Source organism: Prevotella sp. AM23-5 (assembly GCF_003473645.1).
Lineage (GTDB): Bacteria > Bacteroidota > Bacteroidia > Bacteroidales > Bacteroidaceae > Prevotella > Prevotella copri_A.
The window spans coordinates 99496-118935 of the sequence record NZ_QUCG01000001.1 but is presented as its reverse complement, the minus strand read 5'-3'; the positions used below and the strand labels follow the sequence as shown (position 1 = coordinate 118935).

Sequence of the window (19440 nt, the reverse complement as noted above, 5' to 3'; positions counted from 1 at the left end):
GGATAGCTTATGTTTAGACAGAAAGTTAAATCGATAGCAGAACTATTGCCTGAGTTTCTGAGAAACCAGGGATTGGAGACGCCTTTGCAGCAGAGACGTCTGATAGATAGTTGGGAGACTGTGGTAGGAGCACCTATCGCAGCCTATTGCGGTGAGAAATTCATCAAGAACCAGACGCTGTTTGTGAAAGTGATGAATTCGGCATTGAGGGCTGATCTTACCATGAATCGCTCCATCCTGGTTCGCAGATTGAACGAGCAGGTGGGAAGCATGGTGATTGCAGATATCAGATTCTATTAAGCGCAAACTTCTTGCGCTTAATAGAATTTCTTGTTTATACTCCTTCTTCATCATCTTCTGATTCTTCTTTAGAAGTAGAAGAGGCTGAAGAGGTGGATTCGGTATCGGATTCGGTATCGAGAACCTGGTCGTTGCTGATGCTGACGGCACCCATTCTTGATATTTGCAGTACCAATGGAAGATATTCATCGCTGGTGATATCCGGGGAACCGACACTGGCTGCAAAACAGAGATTGTTTCCTTCTGCCTTATCGAAAACGATGCCCAGAAGGGCTCCCGTCGATTTCGTCTTCTTATCGAGATTGCTTTCAAAGGCTGCCTTTGTAAAGGTGTGGTTGAAGAACTCGGTACCATCGCTTCTCAGAATGCGGATGGTAATCTTATTATCGTAATACTTGTTGGTCTTGTCCAGTTGGATGATGGGTAATTCGTGGTCGGCTTCTCGCTTCACTACCACCTTGTAATGGTTGCCCAGCCATTCTACATCTCTTGACTGTTCATATCCGCTCATCTCTTGGGTGGGTTTGTTGGTTACCTGTGCCACAGGTTTGGGGGCAATGATAATCTTGCTCTTTTTCTTTTCTGCGCAAGAAGCCATGAGGCCTATCGCCAGAATGGATAATAATATGTAGTTACTTCGTTTCATCATTGTTGTTTATGTTTTGATGGCAATGCCTTTTTGATTTGCATTGTTTTTTGAAGTACAAAAGTAGTAAAAAAAGACGAGAAATCATATTGTTTGCCGTTAAAAAACGAAAAAAGCATCGACTTTCACAAGCCGGTGCTTCAGATTTACCTAAATACTAACTAATAAATTTCCTATTGAATCTTACACGATATAATAAAAGTTCAGTTTATGAATTCTAATCGTTTAATTTGACCCCGAAAATCCTAAAAGGTTTAATCGGGGAGAATAAAAAATCACCTTTTTTTCTTTTATTAACGTATTTTCCCGCATTATATTGTATTTTCATGCGAAAAAATGCTTTTTTGACCTGTACGGTTGAAATTACCCAATACGCCCTGAAAGGGCAGAAGCTCCTAGCCCAGGGCATCGCCCTGGGTAATTATGAACGCTAACCCGTCGCCCTGAAAGGGCACAAGCTTTAAAAAACCAAGCAATAAAAAAAACTTTTGCCCTTACAGGGCGTCTTATTGATTGCTATTATACCCAGGGCGATGCCCTGGGCTAGGAGCTTTTGGGCTTTCAGCCCGTTTCAACCGTACAGTTAGTGTTTTTTTTATGATATGATCTCTTTCTTACGAGACGATTTCGTTCATGGCGATATCTGTTTCCTCCGTAGGAATCTGAGACAGGAGCTGGAAGGGGAAGGCGATGCCTATTCTGTAGGCTCCAGGAATCTTCGGGAGGAAGCGGTCGTAATAGGCCTTGCCCCTGCCCAGACGATTACCCTGGATATCGAATGCCATACCCGGGATGATGGCTACATCTATCTCACTGTAGCGATGGGGAGGAAAAAGGGCGCCTGCAGGCTCCATGATATGATAGGCACCTTCTCTTAAATCTGCTCTTCCGCAGTATTCACAAAGCACCATATTCCGGTCGTCTATAACTTCGGGCAATAATACCTTCTTACCGGAAGCCACCAGGCTATCGATGAAACGATGGGTATTCACCTCGTCGGGGAGGGAATAGTACATCATCACCGTATGGGCAGACTTCAGATGCCCATTCTCTTCGAGATGAGACAAAACAGAAAGCGACAGTTCCTCAAGAGTACTTGAGGAATACTGTCGCTTTCTATCTCTTATTATTTTTCTCAGTTCTTTCTTATCCATGCTTACTGCTTCTTTACCACTTTGCCTGCAGCCTTTGTTGCCTTTGTAGCCTTTGTCGGTGCAGCAGGCTTCTTAGGGAAGGCGGCGTGATTATTGAAGACCTCGAGAGTTTTCCTGATTACAGGATCATCCTGGTTGATGTATTCTGTCCATGCCTGTTCATCCAGCATATTGTAGATGATACGGCTGTCGAGAACACGATCCAGCAGTTTGTGAGACTTGCGGATGAGGAGGTTGCGGCGCTTCAGTCCGCGCTTGTCGGCATAAACGGCAAACTGCTCTACCAGGTTCTGCTTATCAAGATAATCGGCGAGTTCCATCATCTCCTTGAAATTGTTCAACTTAGGACGGTTGTCGTCCGTATAGGTGAACGCAAACTGGAGAATCAGTCCGCTCATGCTCGCTTCCTTGAAGTAAGATGTCATACCCAGGGTATCTTCAGGAACGAAGATATCTGGAGTGATGCCACCACCACCATAAACAACTCTGCCAATGCCGGTATGGTAAGCCGGACCGGTATGCTTGATGCTATCCTGCGAGAAGAACTCTCCATGCTCATAACGGGTGAGGAGATCCTGCTCGTAATCACCGCTGTCGCCCAGGGTATATGGTTTCTGGATACATCTGCCTGATGGAGTATAGTAACGGGCGATGGTAAGACGGATGAGACTGTGGTCTGGGAACTCAATCTGCTGCTGTACCAATCCCTTACCGAACGAACGGCGGCCGATGATGGTGGCACGGTCGTTGTCCTGCATGGCTCCTGCAAAGATCTCAGCCGAAGAAGCAGAACCCTCATTGATGAGCACAACCATCGGAATCTTCTTGTAGGAACCCTTGCCATCACTCATGTAATCCTGGCGAGGCGACTTGCGGCCCTGGGTATAGAGGATGAGTTTCTTCTCAGGCAGGAATTCGTTTGCCATGTTCACAGCGGCTGTGAGATAACCACCCGAATTGTCGCGCAGGTCGATACAGAGATTCTTGAATCCCTGCTGGGAGAGTTTTGCCAGGGCGATGAGCATCTCAGGATAGGTGTTCTCGCCGAAGTTCTTGATGCGGATATATCCGGTGTTGTCATCGAGCATATAGGCAGCGGTGACACTCTTGGTAGGTATCTCGCCACGGGTGACGGTGAAGGTCTGCACCTTCTTGCTGCCATAGCGGATGACGCCAATCTTCACCTTGGTATCCTTAGGACCCTTGAGGCGGTGCATCGCTTCCTGATTGGTGACAATCTTGCCTACGAAAGGCTTGCCATCTACGGCTACAATCTTATCACCTGCCAGCAATCCAGCCTTTTCGGCTGGTCCGTTCTGAATCACATTCTGCACATGGATGGTGTCCTGGCGGATGACAAACTCGATGCCTACGCCCGAGAACGAACCCTTGAGGTTGTCGGTGGCGGCTGCTGCATCCTTCGCACTGATATAGACAGAGTGAGGATCCAGTTCGGCAAGAATCTGAGGAATCGCCTTATCGACTAGCGAATCGATGTTCACGGCATCTACATACTGGTCATCGATGAGGTGGAGCAGGTTGTTCAGACGGTTGCTTCCACTGTTGATGACATTGAGACGGTTGCCGGCGAAATGATTCGAAAAGAATGTGCCGATGATGATGCCCAGCACAACGCAGATCGCCATGATGAAGGGCATATACCGATTGGTCTTATTCTTATTCATATTCATAACTAACTAATTTAATATACTAACGTTTCTTTCTCTCTTTTTCTCTCTTTAATCCTGTGAGGCTTCTTCTTCATCCGGATTCATGTATTCTACCACAACTCCTGCACGCTTCAGAAGATCCACACCGTCGGTGAGGCGGTATTTCTCGGCATAGACCACACGCTTGATGCCCGACTGGATAATGAGCTTGGAGCATTCGATGCAGGGAGAGGCAGTGACATAGAGTGTACTGCCCTCGCTGTTGTTGCTGCTGCGAGCCAGCTTGGTGATGGCGTTGGCTTCGGCATGCAGAACGTATGGCTTGGTTACATTGTTCTCCTCGCAGATATTCTCGAATCCGCTGGGAGTTCCATTGTATCCATCGCTGATGATCATCTTGTCCTTCACCACCAGCGCACCTACCTGGCGGCGCTTGCAGTAGCTGTTCTCAGCCCAGATGCGAGCCATGCGCAGATAGCGCAGGTCGAGCTTCTTCTGTTTAGAAAGTTGATTTTCCATCCTTCAACATTTTCTATTTAGATTCAACATTTTCTATATAGATTCTACTTTAGATACTACATATCTTATTTAGATTCTACATTCCTCTTGATCTCGTTGCGTTCGAGCAGGGCATCGATGGTTGGCTCCTGTCCGCGGAATCGCTTGTAGAGGGTCATCGGATGCTCGGTGCCTCCCTTGGAAAGGATATTGTCACGGAAGCTCTGGGCGGTAGCCTGATCGAAGATGCCGTTCTTCTTGAATACGCTGAAGGCATCGGCATCGAGCACCTCTGCCCACTTGTAGCTATAGTAGCCAGCCGCATATCCACCTGCCATGATATGAGAGAACTGTACGGTCATACAGGTATCAGGCAACTGTGGGAAGATCATCGCCTTTTTCCATGCCTCCTTCTCAAATGGGATGATATCTTCGGTGAAGGCATCCTTCTTGGTATAGTATGCCATATCCAGCAATCCGAAACTTACCTGGCGCAGGCAGGCATAAGCCGTCATGAAGTTGCGGCTCTTCACGATGCGCTCGATGAGATTGTCCGGCAATGGTTCGCCTGTCTCGTAATGGAAGGCAAAGGTGCGCAGGAAATCCTTCTCCACCGCATAGTTTTCCATAAACTGGGATGGCAACTCTACGAAGTCCCACCATACATTGGTGCCCGAAAGACTCTCGAAACGGGTATTGGCAAACATGCCGTGGAGGCTGTGACCAAACTCGTGGAGGAAGGTCTCTACCTCGCCCAGGGTCAGGAGGGCTGGCTTCTCGGCGGTAGGCTTGGTGAAGTTCATTACCACGCTGACATGAGGGCGCACATTGGTGCCCTTGTAATCTATCCACTGTCCCTGGAACTCTGTCATCCAGGCACCTCCCTGCTTGCCCTTGCGAGGGAAGAAGTCGGCATAGAAGACTGCCAGATAGCTGCCATCCTTATCGAATACCTCGTATGCCTTGACATCAGGATGATAGACCGGGATGTCCTTGTTCTCCTGGAAGGTGATGCCGTAGAGCTTGTTGGCAAGACCGAATACGCCATCAATCACCTTATCGAGCTGGAAATAAGGACGAAGCATCTCTGCATCGAGATTGTACTTCTCCATCTGGAGCTTATGAGAATAGAATCCGAAATCCCATGGCTGCATCTCGAAATCATCGCCCTCCAGTTTCTTGGCGAGTGCCTCTACCTCTGCCGTCTCGTGGATGGCGGTAGGCTTGTAGGCATCGATGAGATCGTTCAGGAGCTTATACACATTTTCTGTGGTGCTTGCCATACGATGACGGAGTACGTAATCGGCATAGGTCTCGAAGCCCAGAAGCTGTGCCAGCTCTCTGCGCAGGTTGACCAGTCGCTGACAGATCTGCAGGTTGTTCTGCTCGTTGTCGTGGGTGCAGACGGTATTTCTCGCCATGTACATCTGCTTGCGGAGTTCGCGCTGGGTAGAGTAGGTCATGAAAGGAGAGTAGCTCGGGAAGTCGAGGGTGAAGATCCATCCCTCTTCGTTCTTCTCCTTTGCATTATGGGCTGCGGCAGCGATGGCGGTCTCAGGGAGTCCGTCGAGCTGATTCTTATCGGTGATATGCAGGGTGTAAGCCTTGTTTTCCTTCAGCAGATTCTGCGAGAACTGGAGGGTGAGCATGCTTGCCTCCTCGGTGAGCTTGCGCAGCTTCTCCTTGCCTTCTTCATCGAGCAGGGCACCGCTGCGCACGAAACCGTCGTAGCTGGTATCGAGGAGCATCTGTTCCTCGGCATTGAGCTTACGGTTGGGATGATCGTGAACAAACTTGATGCGCTCGAAGAGCTTCTTGTTCAGGGTGATATCGTTGGCATGCTTGGTGAGGATCGGACTCAGTTTCTGTGCCAGTTCTTCCATCTCATCGCAGGTTTCTGCACTCATCATGCAAGAGAATACATTGGAAACACGACTCAGGAGATCGTAATAATGTTCTCCTTTCTCGGTATCTACGCGGGCAATGGTGTTCTCGAAGGTTGGTTCTGCCGGGTCATTGATAATCTTATCAGTGGCCTCGTCATCGCGTCGGATACCTTCCATGAAAGCCTCTTCGTAATCACCGAGCTGGATGCGGTGGAAAGGGACTGTATAATGTGGGGTGCCATAGGGCAGGAAGAAAGGATTCTCTCTCTTCTGGGTTTCGTTATTCTTTGTGGAATTATTATCTTGCATAATTTTAATTGTTATCTATTGATTAATTTCTCGAGTGAATGTTATCTATTGATTAATTTCTCGAGTGCTGGGATGCTGATTCTGCCGCGATGGAGTTCGATCAGTCCCTGGGTCTCCAGTTCGTTGAGCGCCACTGATACCTTGAGCCGCTTGACATTCAGTTCCTGTGCCAGGCGATCCATCTTGATGTAGAAGCTTTTTTCGCCTGCCGGGCGTAGGCAATGATTCTCGAAGAATCGGATAATGCTGTCGCTGAGCGTCTTCGGGGGTACCCTGAAGAGGCGGCGATTGCTTCTCTGTGCCTGGGTGGAGATGAGGTTGAGCAGATTGATGTGGAAGATTTCGTATTGTTTGGCGAGTCGCAGCACTTCTTTCTTGCTGATGCTCATCAGGCTGCAGTCATTTCTCGCCACATAGTGATGGGGCGAGTGCTGGTCGTATCCGAAGAGGCGTTCTATCATGAATACCTCCGGTGCCTTGATGGTCTCTACGATTCTATACCCACGGTCGTCTGCCATGGTCTCTACTGCCACTTCTCCGGAAAGGAGAAAGAGCAACCGGTGATAGGGTTCACCTATCTCGGTTAAAGTCTCACCTCCTTCTATCTTCTGGAAATCGAACTTGGTATGTCCGGCAATCTGAAGAAGGTCGGTGCGGCTCATTCCGAGAAACAGAGGCAGATTCAAGAGCGTATCGTATAACTTATCTTCCTGCATCGTTCTATATTTTTCTTACTTTTTCTGAAGTTTTATTTTCCTAACTTCTTCTGAAGAGATGGAGAATACCAGATTTGGTTGCTGCCCTTCTGGTCTGAATAAATCAGATAGGCGCAAAGCTCGGGATGTTTCTCCAGAATCTTCTTGGCTCCATCCAATCCCAGTACCATGAACGAAGTGGCATAGGCATCGGCAGTGGCACAGTCATCTGCAAATACGGTGGCAGAAAGGATGTTGTGCTGTACCGGATAGCCTGTCTTCGGGTCGATGGTGTGGGCATACTTCTTTCCGTTCTTGTAGTAGAAGTTGCGGTAGTTGCCACTGGTTGCCATCGCGATATTGCTTACGCTGACTACATCCTGGATAGCCTGATTGGTATTGAGCGAATCGTCCGTAGGCTTGTTGATTCCGATGCGCCAAGGCTGCAGTTTCTCGCTGTTGCCGTTAACCACGATTTCTCCACCTATCTCTACCATGAAGTTCTGAACGCCCTTTTTCTTGAGGAATCTCGCTACCACATCGGTGCCATATCCCTTGGCAATGGCAGAGCAGTCGAGCATTGTCTTCGGATTTTTCTTGATGACGTAACCATCCTGCAGGGAAACGGTGTGGAATCCCACGATGGCACGCAGACTGTCGATGGTCTGTCGGGTAGGAGGGTTACCGGTCTTGAAACCGAATCCCCAGGCATTCACCATAGGCGCCACGGTGATATCGAAGGCTCCGTCTGTATCTCCGGAAATCTTCTCGGCGAGTTGGAATACCTCGCTGAACATCTCATCTACCTTCACCTTTTCATTGCGGTTGATGCGTGAGATGATGGAGGTCTTGTTGAAAGGGGAAAGTGAATTGTCCACCTTCTGCAACTCAGCCTCTATCTCTTTCTGATAGTTGGTGTCGCTCTGGTAAGTGATGTGATAGATGGTGCCGAACACCATACCCTCATCTTTCTGGAATGGGGTGTTGTGCTGCTGGCGTATCACGAAGATACTGCCTATGATCAGAATGAGCAGAAAAGGTATCTGCCAAATCAGTTTCTTTTTTTTCATTGTCTTGCTTACTGAACTTCCGCTTTTGCGAAATTTGAATGAACGATCTGTCTATATCTCGGATTATATCTCGAGTGTAACATTAAAGGTGCCGCCTAATCGGGAACCGCCTTGCTTTCCGAAGCCCGGCACATAGTAGCAGTTGCCTATTTCGCCATCCTTCTTAGCCAACCGGCGCTTGTATCGGAAACTCCATCCCATGCGGACGGGACCCCAGATCTTGGCATCTACTCCGAAGACTCCTTCCAGCCAGTGATAGTTGCTCTTCACGCCTTCGGCTCCATAAGGAACATCGCCACCCCATACCGGATCCTTGATAGGAGGAGAGGTGACATCGTATTTGAAGGAGGTGAAACCATAGCGGAAGCCACCGAACAGACGGTAATCGTCGTGCTTGTTCTTCAGCAGGTTCCAGTCTATACCGATGCGGGCGTAGGGAGCGCTGGTCTTGTAATTGATCTTCGTGCTCTCGTCGCTGGCATCAGCCTTGCCATATCCCAGCTCGAAGACCGGATAGTACTTGTCCTTGAGATTGATACGGAGGGATGCCTCATACTGGCCGTAATCGCTGACCATCAGCTGAACCGGTCCGATGACATCTACTCCCACAGCCATTCCTCGGAAGAACGGGATGGTATCCTTCTCCACAGTAGCCATCTTCTTCTGGTTCTGTGCATTCGCAGAAGCACCTCCCAGCATCAGAAGACAAGCCAGAAGGAAAGCTCCTTTCTCTACAGCTTTTGTCATCTCCAAAGAAACAGCTTTGGTTATCCCCATGGAAGCTGTCTTAGTGGCGATTGCCGAAATAGATATAGAAATGTGCTTTAGATGCATCATAATTTACCTCTTTATTGTTGATGACTATCGAGTCGATGTAGTTGTGAGTGGTCTTCACCTCCGTAATGGTATGGAAGAATGACGGACCGCAATCCACAGACTCGAAATGCGAATAATTCTCCTTCTTCACGGTCACCGTGTCTTTCCACACCTGATGATCGCGGTTGTGAATCTCGAAGTAGAAAACATCCTCCGGCTGATGATAACTCATCGGAAGAATGAAACTATCTACTTTCACATCCTTGTTGATGAGCACGCTGTCGGTGCCCGCAGTCTTGGTGGTCGAGATGGTCATGGTGTCCTGCAGGGTCTTGATGTTGCCCATCAACTTGTACTTGGTGTAAGTCGTGTTGTTGAGCGGGCAGTCGAGGGTAGAACACCCTACCATCGTGAGCACCATCATCAGGATGACCATTGGTATTATTTTCCGCATCTTATTTCCTTTTCTATTTGATAATCGTTACGGTTTGGATTCTGACGGCTGATCAGGTCGCCCAGGAATCCGGCAAGGAAGAACTGGCTACCCAGTACCATAGCGATGAGCGCAATGTAGAAGTATGGGGAGTCGGTAATGAGATGACCATATACGCCATGGTAGAGGTCGATGCTCTTGTCGATGCCCAAGCCGATGAGCGAGAGGAAGCCGATGAAGAATACGAGACTGCCCAGGAATCCGAATACATGCATTGGCTTCTTGCCGAAGTTGCTGAGGAACCAGAGGGTCATCAGGTCGAGATAGCCGTTTACGAAACGGTTCCAGCCCATGAACTTGGAGGTTCCGAACTTGCGTGCCTGGTGATGAACCGGTTTTTCGCCAATCTTGGCAAAGCCGGCGTTCTTGGCAAGATATGGGATGTAGCGATGCATCTCGCCATATACTTCGATGTTCTTGACTACTTCGCGGCGATAAGCCTTCAGTCCGCAGTTGAAGTCATGGAGATTATGGATTCCGCTTACCTTGCGGGCTGTAGCATTGAACAGCTTGGTAGGGATGGTCTTGCTGAGAGGGTCGCCCTGCTTGCGGTTCTGCTTGTAACCGGAAACGAGGTCGTAGCCTTCCTTGGTAATCATCTGGTAGAGTCCCGGAATCTCATCAGGAGAATCCTGCAGGTCTGCATCCATGGTGATGACTACATCTCCCTGTGCCTCCTTGAATCCGCAATAGAGTGCCGGGCTCTTTCCGTAGTTGCGGCGGAACTTGATGCCCTTTACCTGCTCGAACTTCTCGGCAAGCTCTTCTATGACATTCCATGAATGGTCGGTAGAACCGTCGTTCACGAAGATAACTTCGTAGGTGAAATCGTTGGTGTCCATCACTCGCTTGATCCAAGCAAAGAGTTCTGGCAATGATTCTTCCTCGTTGAAAAGAGGAACTATAACTGAAATATCCATTTTCTTATGTTATGTTTTAAGATTTTCTAATTTGCCGGTTACTGCTGGCTGATTCGTTTCTTTGAATAGATGGCTGCGAGAATCGGACTGAGTACTGCGCCTGCTACCAGGTCGGTGATCATGAACATGGATGCCCATGCGATAGGCTTCATCATCGTGATGGCATCGAAGAGGGATTTGGATTCCTCTGCTGTCAACTGATAAGCCTGGGCTATCATCTGGTAGTTCGCCTGAAGCTGGGTCATAAACATGCCGGTATTCATGAATCGGAACCAGAGATACTGTATGATGGTGAGCAGCAAGGTGGCATAGAAGAATGTCTGGACACAGTAATACAATCCGTGCTTGAAGGAGATATGACCTTCTCTTACCACATCACGGAAATATTTCAAACGCTTTGCCACCACAAATGGAGTGGAGAGGATGAGGAGATTGGAAAACAATCCCAAAATATGGTGTTCCGGATCGGCTGCCAGCATGGTACAAACGAAACTGGCTACCCATACGATACCAAGCAGGGTACCGTCTTGACGGGCAAAAGCCTTGGTCTGTTTGATCTTACCTGTATCAATCACAAAGATCTTGATCTTCTGATCAGAGTTGTCGAACTTTGTCTGGCTCTGTTCATCGTTCTTCTTTTCTTCTTGCTTCTCGTTATTTTCTGTATTCATTGTCTTAATGTATTTCTACGAATGTAACATATCAATTTGCAAAAATACAACTTTTTTATTATATAAGGTGTAAAGGGGGAGAATATTTATAGATAATTAAAGATAGAATGGTTTTGAAAACAAAAAAAGGAACCTTCTGAAAGAAGATTCCTTTTTTGAGCCTCTTGTCGGATTCGAACCAACGACCCCGAGATTACAAATCACGTGCTCTGGCCAACTGAGCTAAAGAGGCGGGTGGACAAGCGATTCATATCGCACCGCTACAACCAAGTACCCTTGCTATGTTCCCATCCTGGGGGATTCCGAGGGAGCTGGTCGTATGAGACTTGTCCGTCTCATATACTTGAAAGCGGTTATTGCTTTTAAGCGAGTGCAAAAGTACTGCAAATTTCTGAACCTGCCAAATTTTTCAATGAAAAAGTTTACACTGTTAACGTTTATTTAGAAAAAGGAGGCAGATAATTGCCCCCTTTTTTCTATTACACCTTATTATATTTAGAAGATGATAACTCCTTTTTCTGGCGCTTTTTTCTTCTAAAAATCAACTACCGTGATGCCGGCACCGCCGAATTGAACATGCTCATCGGCATAATGCGTCACATTTGGAACGCTGCTCAGGTACTGACGGATGAGCTGGCGGAGAATTCCATTGCCCTTGCCATGAAGAATTCTAACTCTTGGCATTCCTACCAGGATGGCATCATCAATGAAATACTGAACGGCATTCAGTGCCTCATCGCCACGCATACCTCGTACATCCAGATCCTGGTGGAAGTTGGTCTTGTGGGCATCTATCGTCTTGCGGGTCTCCTTGCTGATACCATAAGAAGCCAGGTTTTCCTTGCGCTCCTCGGTCTTATCTACGTTTTCGGCTGTGGCTGTGGCGTGCTCCAGTCTGTTGAGGCGCATCTTGGTACGCATGCCGCCAAAAACAGCAGTGGCAGTATCGCCGTTGATGTTCTCTACCTTTCCTATCGTAGTCAAGCCCTTGATTCGTACGGTATCGCCCACCTGGATTTCCCGCTTGCTGTCGCTCTGTATCTTGCTCTGTGCATTTCGCAGAGCCGCAGCCGCCTTCTCCTGGTTCTCTTTCTTCTCAGCCTGGCGCTTGGCATGGCGCTCCTTGCGCTGCTGAATCTGGGCAATCTTGCGGGCAATCTTGTCGTCCGATTCCTTGGTGTCAATCTCCTGGACCTCCTGCTTGAAGGCATCGAGTTCCTGACGGATGCGACGGGTTTCCTCCTTCTCCGCCTGACTCTCTCGAATCTCTCGGATGGCATTCTCAATCTTCTTGTTGCTCTCCTTCAGAAGTTCTGCAGCTTCCTCTTTCGCTTTCTTGAGAATCGCCTTTCTGCTGCGCTCGATATCCTCGATGTCGCTTTCATATTTCGAGATGGTCTTCTCTATATCCTTCTCGCGCTGATGGATGTTCTGGCGCTTGTTCTCCCAGTATCGCTTGTCGCGGACGATATCCTGCAGGTACTTGTCGCTCTGGATGTATTCGGAACCTACGATGTCGGATGCCTCCTTGATCACTTCTTCCGGCAATCCGATCTTTCTTGCGATTTCGATGGCGAAAGATGAACCTGGACGACCGATGGCGAGCTGGAAGAGGGCCTTCATCTCGTGACGGTCGTAAAGCATGGCACCGTTTACCACTCCCTCGTGACTGTCGGCAAAATGCTTCAGGTTCTGGTAGTGGGTGGTGATGACGCCGTACGCCTGCTGTTTGCAGAACTTGTCGAGCACGGCTTCGGCGATGGCACCGCCAATGCCCGGTTCGGTACCTGTACCGAACTCATCTATCAGTATGATGGTGTCGCCATTGGCTGCCTTCATCATATTCTTCATGTTCAAGAGGTGAGAAGAGTAGGTACTCAGATCGTTCTCCAGACTCTGTTCGTCACCGATGTCTATCATGATGTTCTGGAAAATACCTGTCTTGGAACGCTCGCTTACAGGGATGCTCAATCCGCATTGCAGCATATACTGAAGCAGACCTACGGTCTTGAGACATACGGATTTACCTCCGGCGTTAGGTCCCGAGATGATGAGGATGCGCTTATCCTGTGTCAGGGTGATGTCGAGTGGTACCACCTTCTCGTTCTTCTTCTGCAGGGATTGCTGGAGGAGTGGATGGATGGCACGGATCCAATCCACGTGTGGATGGTCTTCTACCTCTGGCTCTATCGCCTTGAATACATCGGCGAGTTTCTGTTTAGCCTGAATCAGGTCGATGATGGCGAGGAAGCGGTAGCTGTCTAATATTTCCTTGGAGAATGGGCGCACCTTGTTGGTGAAATCGGTAAGGATTCGGATGATTTCCTTTCGCTCTTCTCCTTCCAGTTCGCGCACGCGGTTGTTGGCTTCCACCACTTCGGTTGGCTCGATGAAGACGGTCTTGCCGGTGGCACTTTCGTCGTGAACGATACCCTTGATTCGGCGCTTGAGGGTAGGGATGACAGGGATAACCAGTCGGCCGTCGCGCAGGGTTGGGGTAACATCTTTCTCTACGATTCCTTCGCTCTGTGCCGAGCGCAGAATACTATATAAGGTACGCGAGATGCTTCCCTCTGTCTTAGCCAGTTCTCTGCGAATCTGGAGAAGTTCAGGGGTTGCGTTGTCGCGAATCTTACCAAACTTGTCGAGAATCTGGTCGATGCGCTGAATCAACTGTGGGAAGGTCATCACATCTTGTGAAAGGCGATGGAGGGCAGGATAAGGATACTGCTTTTCTCTGCGCCAGCCATCTTCCGGTTCGCCGTGACCATCATCCTCGTCGCTGTGATTCAGAATCTTTACCATTCCTGCGATGGTGGCAAGCGAACGTCTTAGATCGAACAGTTCATCCTCTTCCAAGTGTGTGTTTTCCACACGGATACGGAGGATGCTTTCTCTTACGTCATAGAAATATTGAAGGGGGAAGTCTTCTACTTCCTCCATCAATCTACGGAACTCACGCACCTGCATGAGCCACTCGTTAACGAGTTCTGCGTCGCTGCTGAAAGACATCTTGTCCACCTGTTCCTTGCCAAGTGGAGAGAGACATCTTTCTCGCAACATTTTACGGATTTCATTGAATCCTATCTTGTTTTCAAAATTATCTGGATAAATCATGGGTGCAAAAGTACAACTATTTTGGCTAACTACCAAACATTTGAGCCATTAAGTGTGTTCTTGGCTCCTCGTGGTGTTAATCTTTGTCTGATATCTATCAGGTATTCCTTCCAGTTGTATTCGTGTCGTCGGTTCCAGATGTCACCCAGAAAAGCTGCTCCGCCAAAGTTCCAGGCGCGCAGCTGGGGAATGAATTGAGGAATGATGCCGCCAAGGGCTATTACCTTTTCGTTGATGATGCCGCTGTTGCCCGCATCTTCCAGATCTCTGTTGGAGAAGGAATGCTTGTAGCCTTTCTTCGAAATGCTGTCGAAGATCGGACTGAGGAATACGTAATCGAATGTTGTCTTCGATCCCTTTGGAAAATCGGGATTAGCGTTATCTAACGATTCGGTGACTTCCTCGAAACTGTGGCAGGAGCGGGAAATGCTTCCCTGGAAGTTCTCTGGAATCTGGTTGTTTCTCCGGTTGAGGTGAATGCCATGGAGATGGTATTTCTCGCAGAGTTCGAAGTGGTCGTGAATCACGATCTGAGGATACCATTTCGGGTCAATCTTCTGGAGCAGTTGCTCGCATTCTTCTGGTGTTGAATCGGGTTTGCGCAGATGGAGCAGATCGATTCCTGCTTCAAAAAGCTGGTCGATGTACTTTGCTTCATGCGAAATAAAGGTTGGTGTTGTGATTATAATCCATTTCATTTCTTCTTGCTTTTGGATGTTTTCTTAGTTTCTTGCTTTTCCTCGGAAGCTGTTTCTTACGAGTGCTGATTCGCAGTTCTGGCAGAGTGCTTCTGTGGCAGTATGGTGCTTGAAGCCTTCTGTCATTGCCTGGGCACGGGGGGAAGAGAGGATTTCTTCGAGTGACTGATGGAGCAGGTTGCCCAAAATGACATCGCCGTTATGGTCGAGACAGCAAGGTACGAGACTTCCGTCGGCAAGAACGCCAATCTGCTTCAGCAATGCTTTGCAGAAGACTTCCCGATTTTCGCCGTTGCCTTCGTTCTTGTCTTTTCTCTCGCTTATTTCGTCTTTGTCTTTTCCCTCGCTTATTTCGTCTTTGTTTCTGTTTTCATCTTTGTTCTTGTTATCATCCCCTTTCTTGATGTCGTTTTCGAAGTTAGGCCATTCGAATTTCCGGTCAAACTCCAGATATAGATGATCGCAAAGTCGGAACCCGTCAGGGCGTTCCTTCCATGGCTTGGGTACGTATTTCTCGATGAGTCGCATCACTTCCTCGTTTTCCTTGTCCCTTCCGCCTTGGTTCCAGAGGCGCAATACCATACAGGTGCCTTTGGAGGCGGCTTGGGTGGAGAAGGTCATCACCTCATCCATATAGCTGGAGAGCTCTCCCTTGGCATTGCTTTCGTGGGAATGGAGGGAGAGTTGTATCTTGTGGGGTAGGGTGTCGAGGAGTTTCATGGCACGGTGCAGGAGGGTTCCATTAGAGGTAAGCACCGTCTTGAATCCTTTCTCGCGTGCCGTTGTGATAAACTGTGGCAGCAGGGGATGGAGCAGGGGCTCACCCATCAGATGGAAGTAGAGGAAACAAACCTTTCCACGGATCTTGTCGGTGAGCAGGTTGAATTCCTCTGCACTCAACTGTCGCTTTTCCCGGGTGTGCTTGGGACAGAAGTGACAGTTGAGATTACAGGTGTTTGTGATTTCTATGTAACAACGATCAATCATTCTTTCTTTGTCTTTTCTCTTCTCTGTTTTATCAGCTTTTTCATGAGCGGCTTATTGTTTTCGCTCTTTTTCAGCTTTTGGTAAATAATGATTTTGGTTCGTAGAAGTGGTTCACTGGACCGTGACCTTCTCCAATCTTAATGTCCTTACCTGCCAGAATGGCACCTGAAAGATAGGTTTTAGCCATAGCGATGGCTGTGTTCATATCCATTTCTCTTGCCAGATAAGAGGTGATGGCAGAGGATAGGGTGCAACCGGTACCGTGGGTATTGCGCGTGTTGACGCTGATGCCACGATAGCTGGTTTTCTGTTTGCCGTCCTCGAAGAGGTAGTCTATCTTCTCCTCTCCATCAAAATGACCGCCCTTGATCAATACATATCTGCATCCCAGTTTGCTGATGGCAGCTGCGGCAGCTTTGATATCTTCTGCATTCTCTATTTTTCTATTGGCAAGAATTTCTGCCTCTGGGATATTTGGAGTGAGCAGGGTGGCTAAAGGCAGCAGTTCGGTGATGAATACATCGAGTGCATCCTCCTGCATCAGTCGGCAGCCACTGGTAGATACCATGACAGGATCAATAATGAGATGCTGGAAGCTTTCCTGATACTTCTTGAGGGTTTCTGCAATGGCACGAATGGTATCGCAATCATTTACCATACCTATCTTTATAGCATCAGGGTGGATATCTTCCATCACGGCCTCTATCTGTCCTTTCACGATTTCCGGTTCCACATTCTGAATGCCAAACACTCCCTTGGTGTTCTGTACGGTGATGGCTGTGATTGCGGAAGCGGCATATACGCCCAATGCCGACATCGTCTTGATGTCTGCCTGAATGCCAGCTCCTCCGCAACTGTCAGAACCGGCTATAGTTAATGCTGTGTAGTATCTCATATCTCCTTTTTTTTTGTATGTTACTTTTGCAGAAGTATAGTCGTTTTTATATCTATATTGCAAAAGTACAATTATTTATTGAATTATCACTCTCTTTTATGGATAAATTTGATGGTTGGGCTTACTTTTTATTCATTATTGAACTTTTGTATGTGGTTCGAATATGAGCTGAAAGCTTAAAAGCTCTGGAAACTGTACGCCCTGAAAGTTTAGTAATATCAAAGATCTAGGAAGGTGATATAAAAGAAAAAGCCTTCTGAAATTTCTTTCAGAAGGCTCTTGCGGAGAGAGAGGGATTCGAACCCCCGGTACCTCTCGGTACGACGGTTTTCAAGACCGTTGTAATCGACCACTCTACCATCTCTCCAAATTCGGTCTGGATGACTATAGCTTGGTTTTCTTAAGCGGGTGCAAAGGTACTACTTTTTTTTGAATCCACCAAATTTTAGGGGGATAAATTTGCAGAAAATATTTAAGGTGAATCGTAAATCTCCTTTCACGGAATGTGGATTGTATTGAAAATAAGAGAGTTAAGTGTGAAAGGAGAAATCTCTTTATTTTGAGTTGGTAATTGATGGCTAAGCTTAAATATGGCGATGTTCCTTGCTCCGATAGGGAATAGTGGGCGTCTTGATAGGGAATAGTGGTCGTCTTTATTATGAATGTTGGGATGAAGCATCGTAACCAGAAGGATGAGGGATAGATGTTGGCAGGCGAAAAGGGTTGATTCATCGGATGGATGACTAAGCTCGTCTATATGGATGACTCGGGTCATCTATATGGCTCACTCCCGTCATCTATATGGATGACCCGGTTCATCCGATACAAAGAAGCCTTTTCTATTCCTTTTGTGATAGTTGCTTTCTCCTTTATACTAAGTTGCCTTCTCCTTATATCTATAGTTCTTTCTGCTGATTATTATAGTTGTTTCAGCTCCAGGTATATGGTGCGGTGATAAGCGCAATAGTTTCTTTTATCGTTTTCCTATGGTTATGTAGTTCTATTGGGTTGTAGAAATCTCCTTTCACACTTAAGCAATTGATTTTGAGCGGATTTTTGTGATTGTGAAAGGATAATGAGTTTTTTTATTGTAAAAGTGTGAAAATGAAAAAAGCCTTCTGAAAGAAATTTCAGAAGGCTCTTGCGGAGAGAGAGGGATTCGAACCCCCGGTACCTCTCGGTACGACGGTTTTCAAGACCGTTGTAATCGACCACTCTACCATCTCTCCAAATTCGGTCTGGATGACTATAGCTTGGTTTTCTTAAGCGGGTGCAAAGGTACAACCTTTTTTTGATTCCACCAAATTTTTGAGAAACTTTTTGAGAAAAAATATCGAAAAATATGGGAAATAGCTCTGAAAAAGCATCAGAACTGGTGAAAAAGGCATAAAAAAAGGGCTACCGCCGTAGCCCCAACCTTGATAACCTTAAATCTAATACTATGAAAAACACAGTGCAAAAATACGAAATATATCTGTTTCTTGTGTATAGAAAACAGAAAATCTATATTTTAGCTGTGATTTTTTATCTTTTTTAAGCGTTCTCCTTTCTATTTTAAATAACCTTTAGCCTTGAACTCTTCCATCAATGGCAAGGCGAGAACCTTGGCATCTGGGTGAGGAGCTCCTGTGGTTCCTAAAGCACGGAGATCGAAGAAATGCTTCCAGTCGCTGATAAATGCGGTATGTACCAACTCAGTGTTGCAATCCAATGGCAGGATGGCACGAGCCTCCTGTGGTTTGCAGCCAGCTTCTATCAATTTCATGTAGGCATATTCTGCAGCCTGATTGGCGAAGATCCAGGTGTCGAGCTTGCTCCATTCCTGTGCTCTGCCTTCAGCAATGTCGGCGCACATATCTTCCAATCGGTAATCCTCTTTCTCCTGAGAACCATTATAACCTTCTTCTTCTACCCAGGTAGGAAGGTTGATCGTAATCTCATTGTCGAACTTGTTCTTGGAGTAGTTGCAGTAGCGTGTGCTCTGCTCTGCCATAGAGTTGGCACGATGGCGGTTGTACTCACGGGTGATGGCAATCTGTGTGGTAAAATGTACGGTGATGCGGAGCTCGTGCTTTCCTTCCTCATAGTTGCTGAGGAATTTTAGATCATCTAGTGCCTTGTTTTCTGCCAGAACACGGAGATTGGTAGTGATGTAATCCTTGCCGTTGATGGTGTGGCAGCGAGAGAATTTATTGGTGGTATAGAGTGGCAGCTCTCCATGATTGCATACGAGATAGACTGTGCCATGTTCCAACATTGCATAGTGCTCACTCTGTATCATTCTATCTACGAATGGCTTAGCCGAGTCGTTGGTGGTGTTGTTCTCACTCTTGTAGCACACTCTTCCGGCACGTTCTATCTGCTGATAGATGCCGAGTTCTCCTGGCTTTTGCAGCCAGATTTCATATTGAGGCCTTTCTATTTTCATTGTTTTCTCTTTTTATTTCATTGATTGCTTGTTAATATTATGGTGCAAAGGTACATTATTTTATGGAGACAACAAAATAATCGGGCGCTTTTTTCGTACTATATATATAATAAGGTGTAATCGTTGGTATATATGGAAATATACCCCATAATATGGAAATTGGAAATGAAATCAATAGTATAAAGAT

Annotated in this window: 17 protein-coding genes and 3 tRNA genes; 1 reads left to right on the top strand and 19 read right to left on the bottom strand. The window is 47.2% G+C overall.

The features are described 5' to 3' along the window. Window positions 1-9 precede the first annotated feature (9 nt). The gene (locus DW657_RS00520) at window positions 10-300 is read left to right on the top strand and encodes a DUF721 domain-containing protein (RefSeq protein WP_118310999.1); all 291 of its coding nucleotides are present in this window, start codon (window positions 10-12) and stop codon (window positions 298-300) included. Between the two features lie 34 nt (window positions 301-334). Here the strand turns inward: DW657_RS00520 and DW657_RS00515 are convergent, their stop codons facing one another. From DW657_RS00515 to DW657_RS00420, 19 genes are all read right to left on the bottom strand, one after another. Next, on the bottom strand, window positions 335-949 hold the full coding sequence (locus DW657_RS00515; RefSeq protein WP_367400136.1) for a DUF4738 domain-containing protein: 615 nt from the start codon (window positions 947-949) through the stop codon (window positions 335-337). Window positions 950-1560: 611 nt separating this feature from the next. Next, on the bottom strand, window positions 1561-2100 hold the full coding sequence (locus tag DW657_RS00505; RefSeq protein ID WP_118310997.1) for a 5-formyltetrahydrofolate cyclo-ligase: 540 nt from the start codon (window positions 2098-2100) through the stop codon (window positions 1561-1563). Window positions 2101-2102: 2 nt separating this feature from the next. Further along, entirely contained in the window at window positions 2103-3785 is a 1683-nt protein-coding gene (locus tag DW657_RS00500; RefSeq protein WP_118311037.1) for a S41 family peptidase, read from the bottom strand. A 54-nt stretch (window positions 3786-3839) separates the two neighbouring features. Beyond that, window positions 3840-4289: a dCMP deaminase family protein gene (locus DW657_RS00495; RefSeq protein WP_117662805.1), complete on the bottom strand. Its 450-nt coding sequence runs from the start codon at window positions 4287-4289 to the stop codon at window positions 3840-3842. Window positions 4290-4354: 65 nt separating this feature from the next. After that, window positions 4355-6463, bottom strand: coding sequence for a M3 family metallopeptidase (locus tag DW657_RS00490; protein ID WP_118310996.1), 2109 nt, complete (start codon window positions 6461-6463; stop codon window positions 4355-4357). 41 nt (window positions 6464-6504) lie between these two features. Continuing rightward, the gene (locus DW657_RS00485; RefSeq protein ID WP_118310995.1) at window positions 6505-7179 is read right to left on the bottom strand and encodes a Crp/Fnr family transcriptional regulator; all 675 of its coding nucleotides are present in this window, start codon (window positions 7177-7179) and stop codon (window positions 6505-6507) included. 32 nt (window positions 7180-7211) lie between these two features. After that, window positions 7212-8228: an FAD:protein FMN transferase gene (locus DW657_RS00480; RefSeq protein WP_118310994.1), complete on the bottom strand. Its 1017-nt coding sequence runs from the start codon at window positions 8226-8228 to the stop codon at window positions 7212-7214. Between the two features lie 63 nt (window positions 8229-8291). Continuing rightward, complete coding sequence (locus DW657_RS00475) at window positions 8292-9065, bottom strand: DUF6048 family protein (protein ID WP_233546573.1); 774 nt, start codon at window positions 9063-9065, stop codon at window positions 8292-8294. Then, entirely contained in the window at window positions 9016-9498 is a 483-nt protein-coding gene (locus DW657_RS00470; RefSeq protein WP_118310993.1) for a DUF6452 family protein, read from the bottom strand. Before DW657_RS00470 ends, DW657_RS00475 begins: the two co-directional genes overlap by 50 nt. Further along, the gene (locus DW657_RS00465; RefSeq protein ID WP_118310992.1) at window positions 9486-10457 is read right to left on the bottom strand and encodes a glycosyltransferase family 2 protein; all 972 of its coding nucleotides are present in this window, start codon (window positions 10455-10457) and stop codon (window positions 9486-9488) included. The genes DW657_RS00470 and DW657_RS00465 overlap by 13 nt, the downstream gene beginning before the upstream one ends. 38 nt (window positions 10458-10495) lie before the next feature. Next, a complete protein-coding gene (locus tag DW657_RS00460) occupies window positions 10496-11128 on the bottom strand; it encodes a DUF4199 domain-containing protein (RefSeq protein ID WP_118310991.1) in 633 nt (210 codons plus the stop codon). Between the two features lie 158 nt (window positions 11129-11286). Further along, window positions 11287-11360: transfer RNA gene (locus DW657_RS00455), tRNA-Thr, on the bottom strand. A 302-nt stretch (window positions 11361-11662) separates the two neighbouring features. Further along, window positions 11663-14245, bottom strand: a complete 2583-nt coding sequence (locus DW657_RS00450; protein WP_117662813.1) for an endonuclease MutS2 — start codon at window positions 14243-14245, stop codon at window positions 11663-11665. Window positions 14246-14274: 29 nt separating this feature from the next. Next, window positions 14275-14943 (bottom strand): thiamine phosphate synthase, encoded by a 669-nt coding sequence (locus DW657_RS00445; RefSeq protein ID WP_117662815.1) that lies wholly within the window; start codon window positions 14941-14943, stop codon window positions 14275-14277. A gap of 24 nt (window positions 14944-14967) precedes the next feature. After that, window positions 14968-15930, bottom strand: a complete 963-nt coding sequence (locus tag DW657_RS00440) for a radical SAM/SPASM domain-containing protein (RefSeq protein ID WP_118310990.1) — start codon at window positions 15928-15930, stop codon at window positions 14968-14970. Between the two features lie 70 nt (window positions 15931-16000). Next, entirely contained in the window at window positions 16001-16825 is an 825-nt protein-coding gene (thiD, locus tag DW657_RS00435) for a bifunctional hydroxymethylpyrimidine kinase/phosphomethylpyrimidine kinase (RefSeq protein WP_118310989.1), read from the bottom strand. Window positions 16826-17107: 282 nt separating this feature from the next. Then, window positions 17108-17192: transfer RNA gene (locus DW657_RS00430), tRNA-Ser, on the bottom strand. A 777-nt stretch (window positions 17193-17969) separates the two neighbouring features. Then, window positions 17970-18054: transfer RNA gene (locus tag DW657_RS00425), tRNA-Ser, on the bottom strand. 320 nt (window positions 18055-18374) lie between these two features. Further along, complete coding sequence (locus tag DW657_RS00420; RefSeq protein ID WP_118310988.1) at window positions 18375-19253, bottom strand: FAD-dependent thymidylate synthase; 879 nt, start codon at window positions 19251-19253, stop codon at window positions 18375-18377. Window positions 19254-19440: the final 187 nt, after the last annotated feature.